This window comes from Myroides sp. NP-2, from assembly GCF_014145665.1.
GTDB lineage: Bacteria > Bacteroidota > Bacteroidia > Flavobacteriales > Flavobacteriaceae > Flavobacterium.
The window spans coordinates 130100-151336 of record NZ_JACHTD010000007.1; the positions used below are offsets into that span (position 1 = coordinate 130100).

Consider the following 21237-nt stretch of genomic DNA (forward strand, 5'->3'; position numbering starts at 1 on the left):
TTTTTTTCTATTTTACGCTTATTTCAATGGTTCCATCTGTCTTTTGCACATGGTATATTCCATACAAAAAGTTCAAACTGTTTAATATTTCCTCTATGCTATTGTATTTAAAATCTCCAGATATGGTCAAGGTAGGTACTGCCTGTCCTTTCCACCTAATTTTGGTGTTTAACCTTCTATTGAGCACATGAATAACCTCATGAATGTTTGCTTGTCTAAATTTTAAATTCCCCTTATGCCATTGATCTAAATCTTGTTTTTCCATCGCATAAGCTTTAAATTGTTGTTGATTGGTTAGAAAATCTACTTTTTCATTTGCATGTAGAATTACCTTCTTCGTTTCTTCGACATCACTCACCTGAACTTTTCCTTCGTGTACACTCACACTAATAGTTTCTCCTTTTACATCGTTAACATTAAACTTTGTCCCTAATACTTTTACATGTAAGTTTTCACTTTTTACTTGAAAAGATTGCTTAAAATGCGTTCGTTTTACTTCAAAAAAAGCTTCGCCATTTAATTGAACAATACGTTGATTTTCTTCAAATTGAGCGGGATATTGTAATGAACTTCCTCCACTGAGATACACCAAAGTAGAATCACTCAGGTGAAAAACGATTTGCTCTCCTTTTTGGGCAGATTTCGTTATCCATTGAGGTTCTGGATGTGCAAAAACAAAAAAATACAATAGTCCAACTCCTGCCAAACAAGCGGCAAGTGCGGTATAGCGTAAGACTGCTGTTCTAAAAATAGCTGGTTTAGTTTGATGGGGTAGTGCGCGATGCAAACGAAGGTATAGCGATCTATCTCGTCTTGTTTCTTCTGCTGTAACTCCACCTACTTGCAGCGCATTAAAAAATTGATCCACTATAGTTTCTTCCGTTGAGGAAGCTGTTCCTTTGTGGTACTTCAATAAAAGTGTTTTAAATTTTTTATACATTATAGTCTTGTGATCTAATACTATAATGAAGTACGGGAAACACCCCCTTTCCCCTACGCCAAAAACAAGGCTTAACGATTAGATAAACTGCAAAACAATTAGGTAATACTAAAGAGGGTTATCATCCATATAGCCTCTGGGATATCCGCTATATAAGAGGTAGATTCTCTTAATAACTTTAGGGCTTTGTTGATTTGGTTTTCTACGGTACTCTCGGTAATCCCTAGATTATGAGCAATATCCTTATAGGTGCGTTGCTCATAAAAACGCATTTTAAAAATCAACAAGCAACGATCGGGTAAAACGGCGGTTGCTGTTTTTTCGATTTCATCCAATAAGAGGGTCTTAATATCTTCATCGGGTAGGTCTTCCAAATCCGGAACTAAACCGACAATTTTCTCTACCTGAACCGAATCAAAACGGCGATTGTACAACGATTTGGCGCATTGATTTCGAATCGCCTGAAACAAATAAGCGCGCGGGTGTTCGACCTTGACTTGTCGATTCCAAAAATCGATAAAAACTTCTTGTACGATATCTTCCGCGATGGCTTTTTCGCGTACCACATTATAGGCAAAACTGTATAATTCAGCCCAGTGTTTTTGAAAGATGTGATCAAAATCATTAGCATGGCTTACCATGGGCATCTGCATTTATGGATTGATGCAAGCAAATGTAGAGGTAAAGTATGCTTTTGGCTTTAATTCACTGTTAAGTTTTTTCTTTTATATACTACCGGATCTACTCGTAGTATTCATAAGTAAAAGTCGTTTTACTCCACAGCTGATTGTTTTCATCGTAGACCCGTTTCTCAGCAATATTACCCTGAGAGTCAAAAACGGTATTTCGAAAGGTCAATACCCGAGTATCTCCATAGGGTTGCAGTGTTTTTTGTTCTAGTTGAACTTCATACCCCTGAGCATCGTATTGATGGAGCGACTTTGTTTCTAGTTGAACTTCGCCATTTTCCTTATTCGAAATAAGTAAGTGTATCGAGCATACCTTATTTTGATTGGAAAAAGACAAGCGCATGCTCCCTTTATTGTCGGGTTTATTAAAATAGGTATAGGTAAATTCGCACCTATTTGCTTTGGTCCATTCTTGTACAATATCCGTTGCCTTAGTTCCATCTGCATTTAGACTCATCGCATGGCGTTGATCGTTTTGGTATTCAAAATACTGAAGTTCACCTAATTTGGTATAATCTAAGGGCATCGCATCCCCTTCTGCTCGTGTTCCGCGATACACTATTTTATAGGTAAAAAATCCTCTTTCATCGAAATAAATCACTTCTTTTTTTGCTTCATTGCCATCCTGAGGCTGATCGATACTCGTTAGCGTTTTGACTTTACCTTTCAAGTTTTCCACTTGCCAATCCGTCAAGGGCTGTGCAAAACAAGTGCTGATAAACATAATAAAGAATAGACAAATACCAAGGAGAGATTTCATACGCTACAAAATTAAAAAGGAAACGGAAGCCGTAAAAATACGTCTTTTTCCAACATAGTACACACACTAAAAGTAGGCCATTCGATTAATCAATTCGGATTATATTCAGATATCCATTAGGGAGTTGATTTTTATTTGAAGGAAAAACAGCACAGGTTTTAAGCAAAGTTGCTACATATTACGATCTTGGCAATTGTTTTTTGAGGCATATACTCCCCAAACAGAAGCTGTATCTTTGCGCGGAATTTTTAATACGTAAACTAATATTTAAAATGAAAAACCTAAAAGGAGTTTTATTCGCATTGATTTCCTCGGGTACATTTGGTTTGGTTCCGCTGTTTTCGCTGCCACTACTTGTACCGAGCTTGCGACCTGAAGGAGTGGCGGCTATCGGCATACCGACCATTTTGTTCTATCGCTTTTTGTTTTCATCTGCTACCATGGGAGCAGTTTGTCTCTACAAAAAAACAAGTTTAAAAGTTTCTATTAAGGATTTAGCAGTCGTCTTTTTCTTGGCTTTACTCTATGCCGCAACCGCCAAGTTTTTGGTCGACTCATATGAATACATTGCTAGTGGATTGGCGACAACCGTTCACTTTTTATATCCCCTTTTTGTCAGTATCATTATGATTGTTTTCTTCAAGGAAAAAAAATCAATGGTCTTGCTCATTGCTTCTCTTCTCTCTCTTTTGGGCGTTGGAATGATGTGTTGGCATGGAGAAGCATCTCCAGCCTTATTCAGCGGGTTGATTTTATCTGCCTTAACTATCTTCACCTATGGGCTTTATATTGTAGGATTGAACAAATCGAGAATTTCCAATATGAACTTCGATTCCCTAACGTTTTACGTTTTGCTGATGGGCTGTTTGATTTTCCTTTTTTATGCCGTACTCACCACGGGAATAGAACCTATTTCTTTGAGAGCAGATTGGGTGAATTTAATTCTATTGGGCGTCTTCGCTACGTTTATCTCTGATTTGTGCTTGGTCTTGGCTGTGAAACACGCAGGTTCAACAATTACCTCTATTTTAGGGTCTATGGAACCTGTTGTCGCTGTTTTAATCGGCACGCTGTTCTTTGGAGAATTCTTTAATTGGATGGCTGCACTAGGCTTGTTCTTTGTGTTGCTATCCGTCACCTTGGTAATTGTCTTTAGTAAACAGAAGGAAACATAAAATAAAAAAAGTCTTTGGTCAATGACCAAAGACTTTTTTATTTCAACACTAAGTGTACATTATTTTTTTACATCTACGTTATGCTGACCATGGGCACCATGTCTGTGCTCAATCACTTGTAAATTCTCATCTACAAAATAAGCGCTTCCGAATCCATTTACATAAGATCCTTTGATTGGCTTTAAATTGAACATGATAAAGTCCTCTAAATTTCCTAAAACCTCGATTACTTTTCCATGTCTCTCTCTTAAATCAACCATCGCTTGGTCGTATAACGGATTCTCTTTTGCGATTAATTCCGCTTCTGTTTCAATTGTTAAACGGTGTCTAGCGTATAATTGTTTTGATGAACTCTCATCTTCTACAAACATAAAAGATACTTTTTTGCGATCTCTTAAGTTCTTTGTATGCTTCGCCATGAAAGATACCAAAACTTGAAACTCATTCCCAACTCTCGAATACGGAGCTGTACTTACTAGTGGTGAACCGTCTTCATTGATTGAAGCAATCATCACTGATTTGCACTCGTTAATTAGTTCTTCAACTTTAGGCGCTTTTGGCTTTACTTTATGCTGATCGAAGTTTGGGTTAAGTGTATCTGTACTCATTGTAATTGTATTTATATTGTCGGGCTAAGATACGAAATTATTTAAACTAAATAAGAATAATAATCAATCCGTTTCTTCTAAAATAAACAACTCTTCTACCCTAACCTTCAATATTCGCGCGAGTTTCAAAGCTAAAATTGTAGAGGGCACGTATCGGTTTGACTCAATCGAATGAATGGTCTGTCTAGATACTTGAATAGCATCTGCTAAGTCTTGTTGGGTCAAATAGCAACGTAGGCGCTCCTCCTTTACCTTATTCGTCATCTAAACTTCGTTTTAATTTTTGATACTGTGCTTCGAAAATAAAATTAACAAAAATCATTCCTTCTAAGATACGTCCTGCAGCTCCCTTGTCTTGCATTTCCCCTGGATCAACAATATCCCAGATTGCAGTAACAAATATACCAATAATCATATAGAGAATCCCACCAGCCATTCCCTTTAATCGCATATCGACAAACATCTCATCGTCAATTTTGCGTCGCGTGAAAAAATAGATAAACAAACTTAAATTAAACATGTTAATTGATATCGCCTTGGCCTGAACGCGATACTCACCTATGTGATCTTTTAATGCAAAACTCAATACAATAGACAACAAGATAAGACCTAAGGCAATCCATCTAAAATAACGAGGGAATAACGGAAATTGTTTCATTAGTTAGTAGTTATTAGTTAGCACAAATGTAAAGCACGCTTTACAATATTGCAAAGTAAACTTTACATTTTTTAACTAATTATTTTTTTCGCTTTACGAAATAAATATAGTTCTACATACAAACAGAAAAGAAACTGTCTAATAAGCTGCTCTAAAACTACTACAACATTGAAGCAATGGTGAATCATCCGATTCTTGTACAAATTGTGTCTCCTTATTTCAGAACGGGGCAAAAAGTCTAGTTTTATACAAGACAAAAGAGGGTGACCTCTTGGGACACCCTCTTTTGTCTTGAATGGATTTTAATTTCTTAGTTTTTTCTTGCAAAGTAATAGGGATCCTCAAAATATTTATTCTTTTGGATATAAGCATAGCCTCCTTTTTTATCGATTATCCAATTGAATCGATGGATAAGATCTGCTCCAATATAGCTAGTAGTTTGATTTTTTATTTCTCCTGTAAACATCTGAACGGGAGCCTTTTCAAAGCGTATACCTCCTACCGTTATAGCAGGTATTTCACAGACTAAACTTGTCAGCTTTTGACCCGCTGCATTCAGCATTGTTTTTTCTTCTAATCGAGGGAGTACATCAGCTAAATGGTATTCATCCGCAAGGTAATTATTAAACAAAAGAGCCCCTGAAAAGCCCGATTGTAACAACACTTTTATCTGTATTTCTTTTGCTTCCACTGTACTTACTACCTCAACAAATAACTGCCCATTTTTTTGTTCTAAAGGCAAGCGAATAAAATCAGTGGTCGCTGGAAGTGTGTCATATAGTTCAAATTGAGACATATCATAATTGATTTTGACGATGTGATCGCCAAACAATTGCGTACCAATTTTACCTTCAGCCCCATTTCCTGTGTATTCGTTGTCCCAAATCCAAATGGGTTCTACAACCGTCTCTCCAACTTGAATGCGATTGCCTTTACTCAATCCCTCTGGAAACTCAGTGGTATCAAAGACTACAGATTTCACTGGATGCGTTCGATTAGGCGCTAAAGAAGCTTCTTGCATTGCAAGTTGAAACATTAAATCAACCGTATCTTTTTGATTAATGATTCCCTCAACTAAGATATTGTAATGCCCATTCATTTTAAATGGGATCACTTCCTGTGCTTGACCTATTGTATAAAAAAGACAGCAAAGAAAGGCTGCAAAACGCGATGCACTTTTCATCTTTACAAGCTTAATTGGTAGATGTAATCGTCCATCACGTAGCCCTCTCCAATATCAAAGGTTTTCGACTCAATACAGTGGAAGCCATTTCGCTCGTAAAAAGCAATGGCTTTGGCGTTGTGTTTATTCACTGTTAAATAAACCGCATCCGCTTTATTTACAACAGCATATTCGATTACGTGTTCCAACATTAGTTTTCCCAATCCCTTCTGTTGTTGATCGGTATCTAAGTATATTTTTGATAAAAATACGCGATTATCTTCCATTAATTTATAATCGAGATACCCTAATACTTGCCCATCAACCACAAATAATTCCCAACGATACCCGTCTTGGATTTCCTTGACAATGCGTTCATCCCTATACATCATGGGCAACATATAATCAATTTGAGCAGGATCGAGTAAAGGTCCGTATGTCTTCTGCCAAATTTTCTCCGCTAAAGGTCGGATAACCTGCATGTTTTCTGGGGTAACGGCTTGGAATTCGATAGCTATATTTTGCATGTTCTTGTGTTTTATGCGGTTTATTCTTTGTTCGATTGTTTTTAGTTTTAAAAATTCCCCCTATATCTCACTGATTTTATATAGGCCTTAGTGTTCGATGAACCTACACTGTGTTTCGGTTTCCCATCTCTAAATAAAAAAAGCAGTAAACTCAACATTTACTGCTTTTCTATCGTCAAATATAAAAAATTAGGCTTGATAATTGGTTAAGAAATCAACTAAAGTACGGATTCCACTTCCTGTTCCTCCGTTTCCTTTGTAATCTCTTGGTGCATCCATCCAAGCTGGACCTGCAATATCGATATGCACATAGGGTGCTTTTGCGAAGTGCTCTAAGAATTTACCTGCTGTAATAGTTCCAGCAAAACGTCCACCGATATTTTTCATATCAGCTACGTTCGATTTCAACAAATCTTTATAGTCATCCCAGAATGGCAATTGAGCTAAACGCTCGTGTACTTTATATCCAGAAGCTACAATGGCTTGCATTGTTTTTTCGTCATTACCCATAATACATGAAGCAATATCTCCAGCTACAACTAGCGCTGCTCCTGTTAGGGTTGCGGCGTCAATAATAACTTCAGGCTCATATTGTGTAGCATAAGCGATCGCATCACCTAAGATCATACGTCCCTCAGCATCTGTATTCAATACTTCAACCGTTGTGCCATCATACATGGTAATCACGTCACCAGGTGCATAGGCATCTCCTCCCGGGCGGTTATCTGTTGCAGGGATTAGACCTATTATATGCACGTTTAGTTGATTCAATGCAGCTGCATAGATAGTACCAGCCATACAAGCTGCTCCCCCCATATCGCTCTTCATAGAGTCCATCGATCCTGCCGTTGGTTTTAAACTCAATCCTCCTGTATCGTAAACTACCCCTTTACCAACTAAAACAATTGGTTTTTTGTTGATTGGATTCGCAGGCTTATACTCCATAATTGTGAAGGTTGGCTGCTCCACAGAACCTTTATTAACGGCTAATAAACCACCCATTCTCAAGGCTTCAATTTCTTGTTTCCCCAATACTTTTACTGAGAACTGAGCTTCATTCCCCAATACTTCAATTTCTTTAGCTAATTGTGTAGCTGTCAAAAAACTAACAGGCTCATTGACCATAGTACGCGCCCAGTAAACCGCTTTAATTGTGTGATTCAAATCACTGATTTGCTTAGCCTCAAAGTTTCCTTTTACTTCAATCGTTTCTAAAGCGTACTTCATTGACTCTCCTTCTTTGAAGTATTTTAAGAATTGATAATTTGAAAGTGCAATTCCCTCTGTCAATGCCAAAGTCGCTTCTCCATTTCCAACTACAACAAGGGAATCTGATTTTTTATCTAACTGCTTGCGGATATTGAATCCTGCCAAACGCATTTTCTCTAAATTGGTATTCTCTTTTACAAAAAAGAAATATTGATTTCCAATTTTTGCAAAATCTTCTTCTTTTTCTCCTGCTTCAAATGCTTGTACAAAGTCATTTAATAGAGCGGGAACTTCAACAGTGTTATCATTACCTAAAACGAAAACTACATTTCCGTTTGCTTGAACGTCATTTACAAGTTGTATCATCTTTGTTGTTTTTATTCGTACAAATATACATTTTTTTAGACACAGCTAAAAATCAAACGCAAAAAGATTCAGGTTTGTTTTTCTTTTAAGTGGCTTGAATTATCCTTCTAGCAAAACCAAGAACCACCAAAAAAGGGGAACACTTTCTACCCAAAACAAGCTAAAATAAGCGCTGCGTTTAGGTGAGGCTAACAGAATAAAAATCAAAACTATACAGACAATAACAAAACTATTCCACGCTTGTATAGGCTGAAAACCGACTTTAAAAAATTCAATCACAAAAAAGGGAATAGTCAATCCTGCCAACAACCACTTTGTTTTTTGGGTACCCAACAGTTGGGGGATTGTTTTGAGGTACTTCTCATCATATTGTAAATCTACGATTTCAAATATTCCAATGAGGATGAGAACCAAAAGAAAACGCTGAAGGAATTTAATCCATATGTCGAGGGAGAGTTCGAGATTTGCATGGAGAATTGGAATAATTAAAGTAACGGTAGCCCAACACAAACAAACGATATAAACCTTTAAACCCGACAAATTTCGAAGGTTGGGAATGTGCTTAGAAATGGGAACAGCATAGAGCACTGCAAGGACGAGCAAGGAGAGGGTAACGACTTGGGCCAAGTGATTCAAAAAGAAAAAACAAACGATGCCTACCAATAATCCTACCACACTTATTCCAATGATTGCTTTCATTTTTCTAGACAAGCTATGTCGATGTGCCACAACAAAATCCGCATATTTTATAAAATTATAGGAAAACAACGTGCCTGAAAAGGCTAGTAAAGATACCGTCCAATCGAAGGGCAATCGACAGAAATAGAAGGTCATTTGGACCAATGCAAACACGGCGAAAGAAACGTGTACACTCGCTTTGAGATAAAAATCAAATACTTTTGTAAGGGCTTTTCCCATCCTTATTTTTTTAACCAAAAAGGGCTGAATAATTCGATTAACAAAATTACTAGGAATATACTCAATTTATCTCAGATTTATGGTTATTTTTGTGTGCTTATACACAACTTATTATTTTGCCCAAATGAAAACAAATGCATTTGCTTTAAGACACATTGGCCCTCGTGCTGAGGACGTGGCACAAATGTTGAAAACTGTAAAAGTTGACAACATTGAACAATTAATCGATGAAACTTTTCCAACTTCAATTCGCTTAAAACAAGATTTAGATCTTGCTCCTGCAATGACGGAATATGAGTATTTATCTTATATTCAGAACTTAGGAAACAAAAACAAAATCTTTCGTTCGTTTATTGGATTAGGATATAATGAAGCGGTTTGCCCTGCTCCTATTATTCGCAACGTATTTGAAAACGCTGGTTGGTATACGGCTTACACGCCATACCAAGCGGAGATTGCACAAGGTCGTTTAGAGGCTTTATTAAACTTCCAAACAACTGTTATTGAATTAGCAGGAATGGAAATCGCTAATGCTTCTCTTTTAGATGAAGGTACAGCAGCAGCTGAAGCGATGATGTTATTATACGATGTTCGCACAAGAGATCAAAAGAAAAACAACGCGTTAAAATTCTTCGTTTCTGAAGAAATTTTACCTCAAACACTTTCTGTTTTACAAACGCGTGCTATCCCTTTCGAAATTGAATTAGTTGTAGGTGACCACCAAGCATTCGATTTCTCAGAAGATTTCTTTGGAGCAATCTTACAATACCCTGGAAAATACGGTCAAGTATACGATTATGCTGACTTTATCAATACAGCAAAATCAAAAGATATTAAAGTAGCGGTTGCTGCGGATATCTTGTCGTTAGTAACCTTAACTTCTCCTGGAGAAATGGGGGCTGACGTAGTTGTAGGAACAACACAGCGATTCGGAATTCCACTAGGTTTTGGTGGTCCTCACGCTGGTTTCTTCGCAACAAAAGAAGAGTACAAGCGCAGTATGCCAGGTCGTATCATCGGTGTTTCTAAAGATGCTGATGGAAACAGAGCTTTACGTATGGCGCTACAAACACGTGAGCAACACATTAAACGCGAAAAAGCAACGTCTAACATCTGTACCGCTCAAGTATTATTAGCCGTTATGGCGAGCTTCTACGCGGTGTACCACGGACCAAACGGATTGCGTTTTATCGCCAATCAAGTTCATGCTAAAGCCAATACAGTTGCTGAAAGCTTAGCAAAATTGGGAATCGAACAAACCAATACGGCTTACTTCGACACTATCGTTGTAAAAGCAGACGCTGCTAAAGTTAGACCAATTGCAGAAGCAAATAAGGTAAACTTCTACTATATCGACGCAAACACGATTTCTATTTCATTAAACGAAACAGCAAACGTAAACGATATCAATACCATTATTGCCATCTTCACTCAAGCTACAGGAAAAGAAGCTTTTACTGTAACAGCTTTAAACGAAGAAGCAATCAATTACCCTGCAAAATTAAAGCGTACTTCTAAATTCTTAGAACACGACGTATTTAATAGCTACCACTCTGAAACAGAGTTAATGCGATACATCAAGCGCTTAGAACGCAAAGATTTAGCATTAAATCAGTCGATGATTTCTCTTGGATCTTGTACCATGAAGTTGAACGCTGCAGCTGAAATGCTTCCATTGAGCAATGGTCAATGGAATAATATCCACCCTTTTGCTCCACTAGATCAAGCACAAGGATATATCGAAATGTTAACTGACTTAGAGCAAAAATTGAATGTTATTACTGGTTTTGCTGGAACAACACTTCAACCAAACTCTGGTGCTCAAGGTGAATACGCTGGATTAATGGCTATTCGCGCTTACCACCATTCAAAAGGAGATTTCCAAAGAAATATCGCGTTAATCCCTGCTTCTGCTCACGGAACAAACCCTGCTTCTGCTGCAATGGCGGGAATGAAAGTGGTTGTGACTAAAACAACTCCTGAAGGAAATATCGACGTGGCTGACTTGAGAGAAAAAGCAGAATTACACAAAGACAACCTTTCTTGTTTGATGGTAACTTACCCTTCAACACATGGTGTGTACGAATCTGCTATCATGGAAATTACACAAATTATCCACGATAATGGCGGACAAGTATACATGGATGGTGCAAATATGAATGCTCAAGTTGGTTTTACTAACCCTGCTTCTATTGGTGCTGACGTATGTCACTTAAACTTACACAAAACATTTGCTATTCCTCACGGTGGTGGTGGACCTGGAGTTGGACCAATCTGTGTGGCAGAACACCTAGTTGAATTCTTGCCTTCTAACCCATTAGTAAAAGTGGGAGGTAAAAATGCAATTACCTCTATTTCTTCTGCTCCATACGGTTCTGCATTAGTATGTTTGATCTCTTATGGTTACATCTCTATGTTGGGAACTGATGGTTTGAAAAAAGTAACCCAAACCGCTATCCTTAACGCGAACTATATGAAATCTAGATTGGAAGAACACTACTCTATTTTATATACTGGTGAGAAAGGACGTGCAGCACACGAAATGATTGTTGACGTACGTGAATTCAAAGAAAAGGGAATTGAAGTAACAGATATCGCTAAGCGTTTAATCGATTACGGTTTCCACGCACCAACGGTTTCTTTCCCTGTTGCTGGTACTTTGATGATTGAACCTACTGAAAGTGAAAGTTTAGCAGAAATCGACCGTTTCTGTGATGCGATGATCGCTATCCGTCAAGAAATTGAAAATGCAACGATTGAAAATCCAGTAAATGAATTAAAGAATGCACCGCATACTTTAGCTTTATTAACTGCAGATAATTGGGATTTACCATACTCAAGACAAAGAGCCGCTTATCCATTAGAATATGTAGCTCAAAATAAATTCTGGCCAACCGTACGTCGTATTGACGATGCTTATGGGGATAGAAACTTAATTTGTTCTTGTGCTCCAATTGAAGCATACCTTGAAAATTAATACCTCGTTATCTTTATAGCAAAAACGCCATCGACATCGATGGCGTTTTTTTTTGTAAACTAACTTAGATCCTAACTTGTAACCCAAAATACACCACACGTCGTTGAAAGTTTTGAAAGAAAACACGGTGGTAATCCTCTGTATAATAGGGTGTTTTTTCATTTTTTCGATTGAGTATATTAACGATTGAACAATAGACAACTAGGTAGTGTTTTCCCAATGGAAAAAGTTTATTCACGGTCAAATCAAGGCGGAAATACTGATTTAATTTTCCGTTATCATAGGTGGTCAATAGGGGGATAAATACATTATCTTGTGTATCAAATACACTGTTATTCAACTGGGTAAACCGTTCCCCTGTATGTGTTGTACAAACCAGTGATGCCGTAAAATTCGTCGGATTGGCATAGGTTAGTTGCGCTTTGGTGAAATACATCCAATTTTTCGTATCAACACCATTAACCGCATAAGTACGATGCAAAATAGTATTTGACAAAACAAGCGATAAAAACCGATTCACAGATTGAGTAAACGACCCTTCAATTCCAATCATCCGCTGATCTTTTCCTTGCTCTATAGGCGATAGCTGAGTGGTCCCCTTGTCTTCTTTTAGAAAAACTCCACCGGTAAGGGTTGTATTTCCACGTTCGTAATAGTAGTCAAGGGCGAGTTGCTTACTATTGATCAAGTGTATTTGGTGATCGTAATAGTTCGGTGTGGCGTAACTAGTGTAATTGCCAAGGCCAAAAATAAATCGGTGAAAAGCATTCCACTTGTAAAAACCTGAAAACTGATAGCTAAAGAAATTGAAATCTTCACCTTTGGGCTTAATATTTTTGCGCATACCCAATGAAATTCCCAGCTGATTACTAAATTTATAATCGGTATAGGCATAGAGTTCTGCCGCAGTAAGCGAGCGTGTTTCTCTCAACTTTTGCGTCGGCTGATTGGCTGCTAAGGCATAGTAATGCAAAGGTCTTACCTCATCATAACCGTATTTACTCAGGTTGAGATCAACGCCATATTGAAAATTCCATCCATAATTAATCCGGTACTTATGTGAAATACCAAGAAATACCTGGGTGGTTTTCGTTTCAGCATCAATTGTTTTAAAGCGATATGAAGCCTGACTCCAATCCGCAAGACTCACCAGTCTAAATAGGGATTTTGCTGTGTTATACGTCAGTGTATTCACTGTAAAACCCCTTTTTTGATCTGCTTGAGCATTAGCTCGATATGACAGCTGATACTTCAAGGCATTATAACGTTCATCAATGCCATACGTATAGCTATTCCACCTAAGCGCAGGTGTGAGGATAATGCTAACACTCATCCCAGCATCAATCGACTGAAAGGCGTTTAAATCTGCCAGACTCCCTTTGTTAACTGCTTTAAGCCCATCGCCAAATTGAAAATTGCCATACAGTTGAAAAAAATCCTTTGCCGTTATTTTTTTATTCATTTGTAGCCCCACGGAGGATAAGGCAGCGACCACCTGATATGAATCTCGTTCCAGTTCCTTTGTCGTTTCAATAGACACAATCCCTGCACTCGAATTTCCATAGGTCAAAGGTGGATTACTCGCATACACTTCTTGATTGTCTATCATTTCAGCATTAAACAACGAAAAATTACCAAACCCATTTTCTTGTGTATTCCGAACGGGATTTACAATAGGCGCCCCATTGAGATATACCCTCGACTGATCCGCTTGACCTCCTCTCAAAACAGGATTCGCACTTTCTGTCGTGTTGGTAGAAAAGGGCAAAATGACAATTGCCTTCAATGGATCCCCACTAGAAGCAGGATTAAAGTATACATCCATCTTGTTTAACCGAATACTCGCATACTTCTCTGCAATTGAGTTTTTATTGACGATGACAATTTCATGGAGTGCGTTTGGCAATGTATCCCCTATTCCCTCTTGGGCATGCGCCTGCAAGAAAAAACAACACACCCAACAATAGCCTACTAGCTTTTTAGGCAGAAAAAGCATAGTACAGCAACAAGAATAATGGCATCGCAAAAAACAACCACGCCCCAGCGATTGACAAGCAACTCAACACAAAAAACAAACCATAACCAACCGATCTTACACTGGGTTTATCCTTTAATAAACGCATAAAAAACACCGATGATTTTTGAAACAACTGATCGGTTTTCAAGCAATCACTCAAAACAAAATAACCATCCGTTTGGGGTAAAAACACATTCAAGTTAAACAAAGAGCGAATACAGATCGAAATTAACATAGAGTATCCCATAAACACCAACACAGGTGCACGATCTTTCAATAAGATAATACCTCCTATAATCGCCAAGGAAAACAAAACATCAAATATAAATCCACCACTGTGGATCAACATGCGATGTGACCTACGATCTACCAGACTGATATACAGTTTATTGTACATGACAGGAAGAATAAAAAACAATAAGCCAAATCCAAAAACAGAACTTTTTCCGTTATAGCGCTTGTAAAAAAAGTAATGTCCAAACTCGTGTATACCAATGCTAATCAACACGCCTAAGTAAATAAACAGAAGCAGCTGACTAAAAGAATAGGGAACCAAATAAAGCGTTTTCTTATAGTGTTCAACAAATGAAAAGGGGTATAGCAACACTAACAAACCAACGGCAACAACTATGGTTCCCAAGGTAAAGAAGACAAACCTTTGCACCTTTTTGTGTGCTGCGATGTGCTCTAAACGCGTATGCGTAAAGTCGACCGTACATACTTCCAAAATCGCCTTTCTGCGCTTGCATCCAAAAGCAAATACACCAGCCCCTGTTCCCTCCTCCAAATCCACCAATAATTTGGTTTGCTTTGCCTTCCCTAACAGCGCATCCAATTGCTCTTCTGAAATTTTCAATTGATCGCTAAAAAACTGAATGACAGCTTGTTTATTCAGAACTTGGGTGTAATAGGCAATGATTTCAAATTCAATTTTGGACAATTTAATCAAGTGGGATCCGTTTTTAATTTGAAGATAGAGGCACTCCCCTTGCTCTTCACTGCACAAAATCTCATTAAGTTTCATCTTCTTCTCCTTTTTTAGTTCCGATTGCCATACATAAAAAAGGTTGGTGCAACCCATTTTTCAATTCTAGCAATTGGTGCATTTGATTGTTCAAAAAACCGCCAAAAGAACAACACCCAATATCCAAAGCTGCCGCAGCTAAATAAGCGGCATGGACAAATTCTCCGAGTTCCAATAAAGACAAAACGACCCCAAAGTCTTTGTACTTAAAGGAGTGCTTGTTCAAAATAGAAGAAAAAACCAAAAAAGCTGTCGCGTTATCATAGTCTATCGCCCCAGTTGAAGAATGCATAATTGCAGTATAAAACCCTTCTTTTTTTTCTTGGGTGTCAAAGGCTTGAATCTGTTCCAATTTAAAATCAATCACATTATAGCGATAAACACCTAGGGGAAGTTCTTCATTTCGATGGTTAACCAAATGTATTTCTGTGGGGTACAACGCCCCTCCCGAAGCAATATTCCGCCTATGTCGCGTGATTGTTGTTCCTTTAAAATCAACTGTTTCACAACCAGTCAAGGTGTAGAATAGCTGCATAAAACTACTGATCTCCTGAAAACTCAATATCCGTTCAGTAAACGTACGCGTGCTTTTTCTCTTCTTATTCAGTCGGTCCAAGCTCAAAAAAGAAGGAGATGGATTACGCGTGAATAAAAGCGGAAAACTCGGACAAAAACCCATCTCGTAATAGGAGTTATGTATTTTTTTTGCAAGCTAGGATTGTTGTTCACATGGGCAATCAAAGTAAATTTGTCTAGCGTTTCTATATCGTATTTCTTAAACTTAACCTGTTCGAGAAAATCAAGTGTGGACATACTGAGTTGATGCTCAGACAACAGGTTTAAAATTTCTTCATGAGTCATGGTTCTCCACGTAATGAGGGTTATTTTTCTTTAACAGCTCCAAGTCTTTTGTGCGCCCTTCACTTTCGTAATAGTGCACTAAAAGCTGATACAATTGATCTCGTCCCCATGATGGCGCTTGGGGAGTAGATTCCAATTCATCCGGACAAGACAGCCCTTTTAGTGCATATTCCTCTACTTTTACCATACCGCCAAACATCTTAGGGGTGTGAAAATTATGGGAAGCTAAAACGAAATAGGCGCGTAAATTCGCCTTGTTCAACGCCAAGGCCTTTTGTCCGTACGCAATCACATCAGCAGAGACCTTGCCCAACCTCAGTATATTGACATACTGAATCGAAAAGGAGGTACACATCGCCAACAGCGCATAGTAGTCCGAATTCTCATATACCTCCTCTTGAAGCTCCGCCAAAGCAATGTCAATAATTTTTTCAGCTTTCGTTTTATCCTGCATCACCCCTTGATAAAAAGCTGCCTCATAGTAGTACAAATACGCTTTCCAATAGTGTTGATAAAACCCCGTAAGCTCGGCATCTACCTTCGCTAATTGTGCCACAACAGGCTGTACCTCTTTTTCGTCAAACATTTTTTGCACTGCAGCATCCATGCTCAATTGATAGGAAGATGTGCGTTGAGTTGACAAAGTAGGAAGATACCGCTCAGGAGATAATCTTCCTACTTTCTCATTATGGCCCGTATTATCACAGGTTTTTACTTCTTCTACTTGTTTTAGTTCGTGTGTACTTTCTGCTCGAGGTCCAACGGACGCTGCCACACAACAAAAAGAGCAATAGAACACGCCCAACAACAAGAGGGCGGATAAGGATTTCATATATCGTTTCATAACAGACTTTGTATTAAGGAAATGGATGTGGAAAATCAGTAAATAAATCTTCATTTGGATCGAATAGCCCGAGATAAGGATAATTGAAATCCCCTGTCAATAGATTGAGTTGAGGGGTAATGACTTTAATGACCTCAAATCCCAACTGTAAAGTATCCACCGTGCTCAAATGAGCGATGTAAACCTCAGAGATTCCCTTTTTTACCAGTTCTGTTGCTGTCAGATCTTGCAGATGATGGGGGTGTTTTTCCTCCCAAGTTGTCGCATAGTGCTCATCGCTAAGAACATCTGAAAGCAGAGGAACGAAATGAGCCAATTCGGGATACAGATTATACAAGGCGAAATGCTTTTTAAACGAATCGATCTCTGAAAAATCAAACGCGCTTATTTTCTCTCTAGACAAGATATTTCGGAACTTCTCACAGGCAACTTCCGTATATTCAATCCCTTGATACGCCTCCACGACTGCTTTTATCAGTGCTTCTTTTTTATCTAAACGCGAAGCAGCCCCAATACTTTGGTAAACTTTACCTCTTTTTTTAAATAAAATAAACACGACAAACGTCGGGCAAAAGGCGTCATCACTACAGTCATAAGTAACGATCTTTACCCGTTTATTCTCGAACAATTGCCGAATCCTTCCATCGGCTTTAAAATGGTTGAGGAGAAACGCTTGGCTGTACTTTTTGTATTTCTTCTGGCGTTGAAAATACCAGAACTTGGCAAATCCATCGCGTTCAATACACTCCAATAGGCCACCTTCAATAGCTGTGCTACGATTGGTATGACAAGCAGTTCCCGTGGAAGTATTTTTGTGATACAGCCCGTCGCCTTGTACATTTTCGACATTAGCCATAAAAAAGGGCAACAGCATTTCCTCTTGGGTCAGGTAGTTTTCTCCTTGAATCCAGTGGGTGGCACAGCTTTCCGTTAAGCGTTTTAACGCGAATTGTGATGCGCCATATTGTTCCTCAGAAAAATAAGTTATCCGATTGGGTGGATAACAGGTGTACTGTTCTTTTAACGCTCTATAAGTCCCGTGAATCAACGCGCCTTTTAACTGAAAACTAGAGGCATATCGCTCCAAGTATTCGCCCAATGCTGCTACAGAAGCTTGATCTTTATCGAAGGCTATTCCTCCACCAGAGATTGATTCCCGCTTGTTGTTCATCACGAATAAATGATCCGAAAAGCACACACTTTCGTGTAAAGAAGCCGGCAAATACAAATTGCGAGCTATTTGTAGTTCGGGTTTATTCAAAAACCCCAACTCCCCGTGTAATGCGCGAATCATAAAGGATTATAAAGTGCTAAGTTACTACAAATCGAACAGGAGGGCGATTTCAACACGCGAAAGAACTGGTTGTTGTATCGATTGAAATCGATAAACGTGGCCTTGTTGTAGAGCGTTTTATTATTGCGGAACAACACTTTCTTTAGTTCGTTGTACACAAAGGAAGAGTACACCCCAAACGAACCAATGTCAAATACCGAGATCACGTGATCCTGTATTCGTTCTTGCTCCCAGATTTGTTCCATTAGCACTTCGGGATTGAGTGCATTAAAGAGCTTTCTCGTTTCTACGCAACTCAGGCAAACCGTATCTTTAGCGCTGTTCATTAAAGGACCTATCAACATTCCATTCGCATAAAACTCCACAAATAAAAAGTCTGTAGACACGTTCTTCTGAAGGGCACTGATTTTTGCAACAGTTGATGCATTGTAAAAATAAGGCCCAATCAAAAGTGTGAGAGCTTTGTTGTCGCTCGCTTCATCGAAATCAGGGCAAGGCGTATCCGATAAATTATAGAGATTAGACACGCAAATCGACTCAGGTAAGCCCGCGACAAATGCAGATATCCCTTGTAAGTCATGCCCAAATTCGCCAATAATATCGATGAAATAAGATTCTTGTTTTATAGTGTGAGGTGCAATAAGTTCATTTTCTATCAGCCAAGAAAGCAAATCCTCTTTTCTATCTTGTTGTAAAAAAGAAAGACAGCGATCCAATACCAGGGAATCAATGGAGTTTTTTTCTTGTACGGCGCGCAATACAGCAATCAAGTCGCAAGCCTGTTGTCCCTTTATTTTTTTTATCGTCGACGAGTCTGAAAGCAAGACATACTCCTCGGGATTGACCTGAATAATTTTCCATTTCGTTGTGTTCATCATTGTATAGGTTAAAAACTAGCAATACCTAGCCCATGGATAGGTATCACTAGCGTTAGTATTAGCAACAACAGCAACAGCTGCAACAAGCATAAATATCTGTTACGGAGGTTGGAACTGAAATTGCTAAAGATGAAACCTCTTTCGTTTCAATCGTTTCAATGGTAAGTTGTAATTCTTTCATTTGCATTAAAATTAAGTTTAATAATACGAGTCAAGTTTTGAGACATTACTCGATATATGCGGTCTATTCTCGATCAAGAAAATATATAGATAAGCCTTCGCGAATGGCTGATCTATCCATATAAGATCGTCAATCAACGGCTGCTATATCGCACTAGACATGCAGAACTAGCAAGACCAGTTGAATTAAAAAATAAGATTGTATAATGCCTATAGAAATAGCAAAATGGGAGAATAAAACTAATGCATAACACGTGTCAAGGCAACTACATCAGCTTTGCTATTTAGTAACTATAGGGTATAAATTTGTCTTAGGACATCAAACTATTGCTCTTTTAAATAGGTAAAACAAAATGGGAGATGTGTGTTTTTACCAAGGCAACAGAATAAAAATAAGTATAATTTTTTACACCAAAACAAAAGGATGCAAAAAAACATGATCTTTTAATGAAAAAGAATACAATTATTTGAATTATATATGTTTATCCGGTTCTAACTGCTAAACAGTTCACCGCAAACCGTTAATTTTCCTCATTGCGCAATCGGTACTTCCGCACAATAAAATATACACCGCTGAAGATCAACAAAGCGTAGCATATCCAATTAGCATGATCATAAACAAAAAAATCAAATAGGTTCAATATGAGTGCGATGGTAGTCAACAGCACTAAACCTTTAACTAACTTATCCATTTGAAAAAAATTGAAATTAATTACTCCTTTACTTGAAAATGGCAGTAACACAACTTTGTTCTATGTAGTGCGTTCCTTTCATAAAAAAATTCTCATTACTTCCTCATTATTTCAACAGCAAAAAACATTCCACTTTTACGCTATCCGTTGAATAAACATGACTAAAAGCGTGAAGTAGCAAACATTAGAAGGCAATCCATACGATTTTTTAACACCCAAAACACTAAAATAACAACCTTTTAATCACAAAAAACGATATTTTACCTAAACAATCGCTTTACGAACAAAATATATACTCCGTTAAAAAAAAAGTTCATAATCTCCACTTTTTACTTTCATCCTTTCCTTACCCATTTCATAGCGCTTTCTTCTTGTATCCTTCGTTCAAAAGCTATAGCCTCCCCACACTTTCACTTCCACAAAAGCTCTTTTTACAAAAAACACGCCTTCTTTTCGTTTCTTTTCAACCTAGAATAGCTGTTTTATTTATTTGATTTTTATAATTTTGCAGCTACTTTTTACACGCCAACTTCATGAGTAAAGATTTAGAAACCATTGCCGATTATTACAAAGAACGATCCTCCAATTCGCTTTCGGAACACTATGCTTTTAACATTCGAGAGTACAAAACTGGAGCGTCTCATTTTAATATCAATATGCGCAAATACTGCAGTTTCACTACTCCTTACAATCGACGAGACTTTTACAAAGTTGGTTTGATTATCGGTTGTGGAACCTTGCACTACGGTTCGCATGCGATTCATATAAATCAACCAGCCTTGTTTCTTCCATGCCCAACCACTCCCTACTCATGGACGTGTATTGAAAAAAAACAAGAAGGTTTTTTCTGTCTGTTCAACTATGAATTCTTTACCGAAAACAGAAGCTTAGAGTCGTTTAAAAAAACATCCTTATTCAAAGAATGGGGCAAGCCTTTAATTTTCCTTTCCCCAGACGAATTAGCTCTTGCTCACACTTATTTTCAGCAAATGTACGCGATGGCACAATCCAACTACCCGTTGAAATACGAGGTTATCCGAAACCTGCTAGCCTTATTGCTGCATCAAGCCCTACAGCTAAAAGTAGAGGATATTGCCCTAGAAGATCAAAATGCTTCTATGCGCCTATTTCGCTTATTTGACCAATTGCTAAATAAACAATTCCCCTTAGATTCCCCTGCCTATCCTCTTGCCCTACGTCGACCTATTGACTACGCAAACAAGCTCAATGTGCACGTCAATCACTTAAATGCCTCCATTAAATCAGCAACGGGAAAAACAACCTCCCAACACTTGATCGATCGCCTGCTATTGGAAGCCAAAAATCTGCTAATCAATACCGATTGGGACATTGCGCAAGTTGGTTATACCCTCGGATTTGACCAACCTTCACACTTTACGCACTTTTTCAAAAAACACGTGCATATGACGCCCTTGCAATTTCGAAATCAATTTTAAA

19 protein-coding genes are annotated in these 21237 nt (G+C 38.2%); 3 read left to right on the forward strand and 16 right to left on the reverse strand.

All coding sequences use genetic code 11. From position 1 onward, the window contains the following. Positions 1 to 7: 7 nt before the first annotated feature. The 3 genes from H4K35_RS08775 to H4K35_RS08785 form a co-directional block, all read right to left on the reverse strand. Positions 8 to 940 carry a FecR family protein gene (locus H4K35_RS08775; RefSeq protein WP_182627093.1) on the reverse strand — a complete coding sequence of 311 codons (933 nt, stop codon included), beginning with the start codon at positions 938 to 940 and terminating at the stop codon, positions 8 to 10. 98 nt (positions 941 to 1038) lie between these two features. After that, complete coding sequence (locus tag H4K35_RS08780) at positions 1039 to 1587, reverse strand: RNA polymerase sigma factor (protein WP_255492407.1); 549 nt, start codon at positions 1585 to 1587, stop codon at positions 1039 to 1041. 94 nt (positions 1588 to 1681) lie between these two features. Beyond that, the gene (locus H4K35_RS08785; RefSeq protein WP_182627095.1) at positions 1682 to 2389 is read right to left on the reverse strand and encodes a hypothetical protein; all 708 of its coding nucleotides are present in this window, start codon (positions 2387 to 2389) and stop codon (positions 1682 to 1684) included. 272 nt (positions 2390 to 2661) lie between these two features. Between H4K35_RS08785 and H4K35_RS08790 the strand changes: the two genes are divergently transcribed. Further along, on the forward strand, positions 2662 to 3564 hold the full coding sequence (locus H4K35_RS08790) for a DMT family transporter (RefSeq protein WP_182627097.1): 903 nt from the start codon (positions 2662 to 2664) through the stop codon (positions 3562 to 3564). Positions 3565 to 3623: 59 nt separating this feature from the next. Here H4K35_RS08790 and H4K35_RS08795 read toward each other — a convergent pair whose 3' ends face one another. From H4K35_RS08795 to H4K35_RS08825, 7 genes are all read right to left on the reverse strand, one after another. Then, on the reverse strand, positions 3624 to 4172 hold the full coding sequence (locus H4K35_RS08795; RefSeq protein ID WP_182627099.1) for a HugZ family protein: 549 nt from the start codon (positions 4170 to 4172) through the stop codon (positions 3624 to 3626). Between the two features lie 63 nt (positions 4173 to 4235). After that, the gene (locus H4K35_RS08800) at positions 4236 to 4436 is read right to left on the reverse strand and encodes a helix-turn-helix transcriptional regulator (RefSeq protein WP_182627102.1); all 201 of its coding nucleotides are present in this window, start codon (positions 4434 to 4436) and stop codon (positions 4236 to 4238) included. Next, on the reverse strand, positions 4426 to 4830 hold the full coding sequence (locus H4K35_RS08805) for a hypothetical protein (RefSeq protein WP_182627104.1): 405 nt from the start codon (positions 4828 to 4830) through the stop codon (positions 4426 to 4428). Before H4K35_RS08805 ends, H4K35_RS08800 begins: the two co-directional genes overlap by 11 nt. Positions 4831 to 5140: 310 nt before the next feature. Next, complete coding sequence (locus H4K35_RS08810; RefSeq protein ID WP_182627106.1) at positions 5141 to 6013, reverse strand: hypothetical protein; 873 nt, start codon at positions 6011 to 6013, stop codon at positions 5141 to 5143. 2 nt (positions 6014 to 6015) lie between these two features. Further along, positions 6016 to 6519 (reverse strand): GNAT family N-acetyltransferase, encoded by a 504-nt coding sequence (locus H4K35_RS08815; RefSeq protein WP_182627108.1) that lies wholly within the window; start codon positions 6517 to 6519, stop codon positions 6016 to 6018. A 189-nt stretch (positions 6520 to 6708) separates the two neighbouring features. Next, on the reverse strand, positions 6709 to 8094 hold the full coding sequence (locus H4K35_RS08820; protein ID WP_182627110.1) for a M17 family metallopeptidase: 1386 nt from the start codon (positions 8092 to 8094) through the stop codon (positions 6709 to 6711). Positions 8095 to 8193: 99 nt separating this feature from the next. Next, on the reverse strand, positions 8194 to 9012 hold the full coding sequence (locus H4K35_RS08825) for a hypothetical protein (RefSeq protein ID WP_182627112.1): 819 nt from the start codon (positions 9010 to 9012) through the stop codon (positions 8194 to 8196). Between the two features lie 124 nt (positions 9013 to 9136). Between H4K35_RS08825 and gcvP the strand changes: the two genes are divergently transcribed. Continuing rightward, positions 9137 to 11989, forward strand: coding sequence for an aminomethyl-transferring glycine dehydrogenase (gcvP, locus tag H4K35_RS08830; protein WP_182627114.1), 2853 nt, complete (start codon positions 9137 to 9139; stop codon positions 11987 to 11989). Positions 11990 to 12053: 64 nt separating this feature from the next. On the opposite strand, the gene H4K35_RS08835 is transcribed toward gcvP, so the two are convergent. From H4K35_RS08835 to H4K35_RS08860, 6 genes are all read right to left on the reverse strand, one after another. After that, positions 12054 to 13985, reverse strand: coding sequence for a TonB-dependent receptor plug domain-containing protein (locus H4K35_RS08835; RefSeq protein WP_182627116.1), 1932 nt, complete (start codon positions 13983 to 13985; stop codon positions 12054 to 12056). Continuing rightward, positions 13969 to 15030, reverse strand: a complete 1062-nt coding sequence (locus tag H4K35_RS08840) for a hypothetical protein (protein WP_182627118.1) — start codon at positions 15028 to 15030, stop codon at positions 13969 to 13971. The genes H4K35_RS08835 and H4K35_RS08840 overlap by 17 nt, the downstream gene beginning before the upstream one ends. After that, the gene (locus H4K35_RS08845; protein ID WP_255492408.1) at positions 15020 to 15709 is read right to left on the reverse strand and encodes a SagB/ThcOx family dehydrogenase; all 690 of its coding nucleotides are present in this window, start codon (positions 15707 to 15709) and stop codon (positions 15020 to 15022) included. Before H4K35_RS08845 ends, H4K35_RS08840 begins: the two co-directional genes overlap by 11 nt. Before the next feature lie 171 nt (positions 15710 to 15880). Further along, positions 15881 to 16735: a hypothetical protein gene (locus tag H4K35_RS08850; protein WP_182627120.1), complete on the reverse strand. Its 855-nt coding sequence runs from the start codon at positions 16733 to 16735 to the stop codon at positions 15881 to 15883. A 13-nt stretch (positions 16736 to 16748) separates the two neighbouring features. Beyond that, positions 16749 to 18029: a YcaO-like family protein gene (locus tag H4K35_RS08855; RefSeq protein ID WP_182627122.1), complete on the reverse strand. Its 1281-nt coding sequence runs from the start codon at positions 18027 to 18029 to the stop codon at positions 16749 to 16751. Beyond that, positions 18026 to 18907, reverse strand: coding sequence for a hypothetical protein (locus H4K35_RS08860; RefSeq protein WP_255492409.1), 882 nt, complete (start codon positions 18905 to 18907; stop codon positions 18026 to 18028). Before H4K35_RS08860 ends, H4K35_RS08855 begins: the two co-directional genes overlap by 4 nt. Positions 18908 to 20312: 1405 nt before the next feature. Between H4K35_RS08860 and H4K35_RS08865 the strand changes: the two genes are divergently transcribed. After that, complete coding sequence (locus tag H4K35_RS08865; RefSeq protein ID WP_182627124.1) at positions 20313 to 21236, forward strand: AraC family transcriptional regulator; 924 nt, start codon at positions 20313 to 20315, stop codon at positions 21234 to 21236. The last annotated feature ends 1 nt before the right edge of the window (position 21237 follow it).

Coding starts and splice junctions, on each gene's coding strand:
- H4K35_RS08775 (WP_182627093.1), bottom strand. CDS start 940: ATGTATAAAAAATTTAAAACACTTTTATTGAAGTACCACAAAGGAACA.
- H4K35_RS08780 (WP_255492407.1), bottom strand. CDS start 1,587: ATGCCCATGGTAAGCCATGCTAATGATTTTGATCACATCTTTCAAAAA.
- H4K35_RS08785 (WP_182627095.1), bottom strand. CDS start 2,389: ATGAAATCTCTCCTTGGTATTTGTCTATTCTTTATTATGTTTATCAGC.
- H4K35_RS08790 (WP_182627097.1), top strand. CDS start 2,662: ATGAAAAACCTAAAAGGAGTTTTATTCGCATTGATTTCCTCGGGTACA.
- H4K35_RS08795 (WP_182627099.1), bottom strand. CDS start 4,172: ATGAGTACAGATACACTTAACCCAAACTTCGATCAGCATAAAGTAAAG.
- H4K35_RS08800 (WP_182627102.1), bottom strand. CDS start 4,436: ATGACGAATAAGGTAAAGGAGGAGCGCCTACGTTGCTATTTGACCCAA.
- H4K35_RS08805 (WP_182627104.1), bottom strand. CDS start 4,830: ATGAAACAATTTCCGTTATTCCCTCGTTATTTTAGATGGATTGCCTTA.
- H4K35_RS08810 (WP_182627106.1), bottom strand. CDS start 6,013: ATGAAAAGTGCATCGCGTTTTGCAGCCTTTCTTTGCTGTCTTTTTTAT.
- H4K35_RS08815 (WP_182627108.1), bottom strand. CDS start 6,519: ATGCAAAATATAGCTATCGAATTCCAAGCCGTTACCCCAGAAAACATG.
- H4K35_RS08820 (WP_182627110.1), bottom strand. CDS start 8,094: ATGATACAACTTGTAAATGACGTTCAAGCAAACGGAAATGTAGTTTTC.
- H4K35_RS08825 (WP_182627112.1), bottom strand. CDS start 9,012: ATGGGAAAAGCCCTTACAAAAGTATTTGATTTTTATCTCAAAGCGAGT.
- gcvP (WP_182627114.1), top strand. CDS start 9,137: ATGAAAACAAATGCATTTGCTTTAAGACACATTGGCCCTCGTGCTGAG.
- H4K35_RS08835 (WP_182627116.1), bottom strand. CDS start 13,985: ATGCTTTTTCTGCCTAAAAAGCTAGTAGGCTATTGTTGGGTGTGTTGT.
- H4K35_RS08840 (WP_182627118.1), bottom strand. CDS start 15,030: ATGAAACTTAATGAGATTTTGTGCAGTGAAGAGCAAGGGGAGTGCCTC.
- H4K35_RS08845 (WP_255492408.1), bottom strand. CDS start 15,709: ATGGGTTTTTGTCCGAGTTTTCCGCTTTTATTCACGCGTAATCCATCT.
- H4K35_RS08850 (WP_182627120.1), bottom strand. CDS start 16,735: ATGAAACGATATATGAAATCCTTATCCGCCCTCTTGTTGTTGGGCGTG.
- H4K35_RS08855 (WP_182627122.1), bottom strand. CDS start 18,029: ATGATTCGCGCATTACACGGGGAGTTGGGGTTTTTGAATAAACCCGAA.
- H4K35_RS08860 (WP_255492409.1), bottom strand. CDS start 18,907: ATGATGAACACAACGAAATGGAAAATTATTCAGGTCAATCCCGAGGAG.
- H4K35_RS08865 (WP_182627124.1), top strand. CDS start 20,313: ATGAGTAAAGATTTAGAAACCATTGCCGATTATTACAAAGAACGATCC.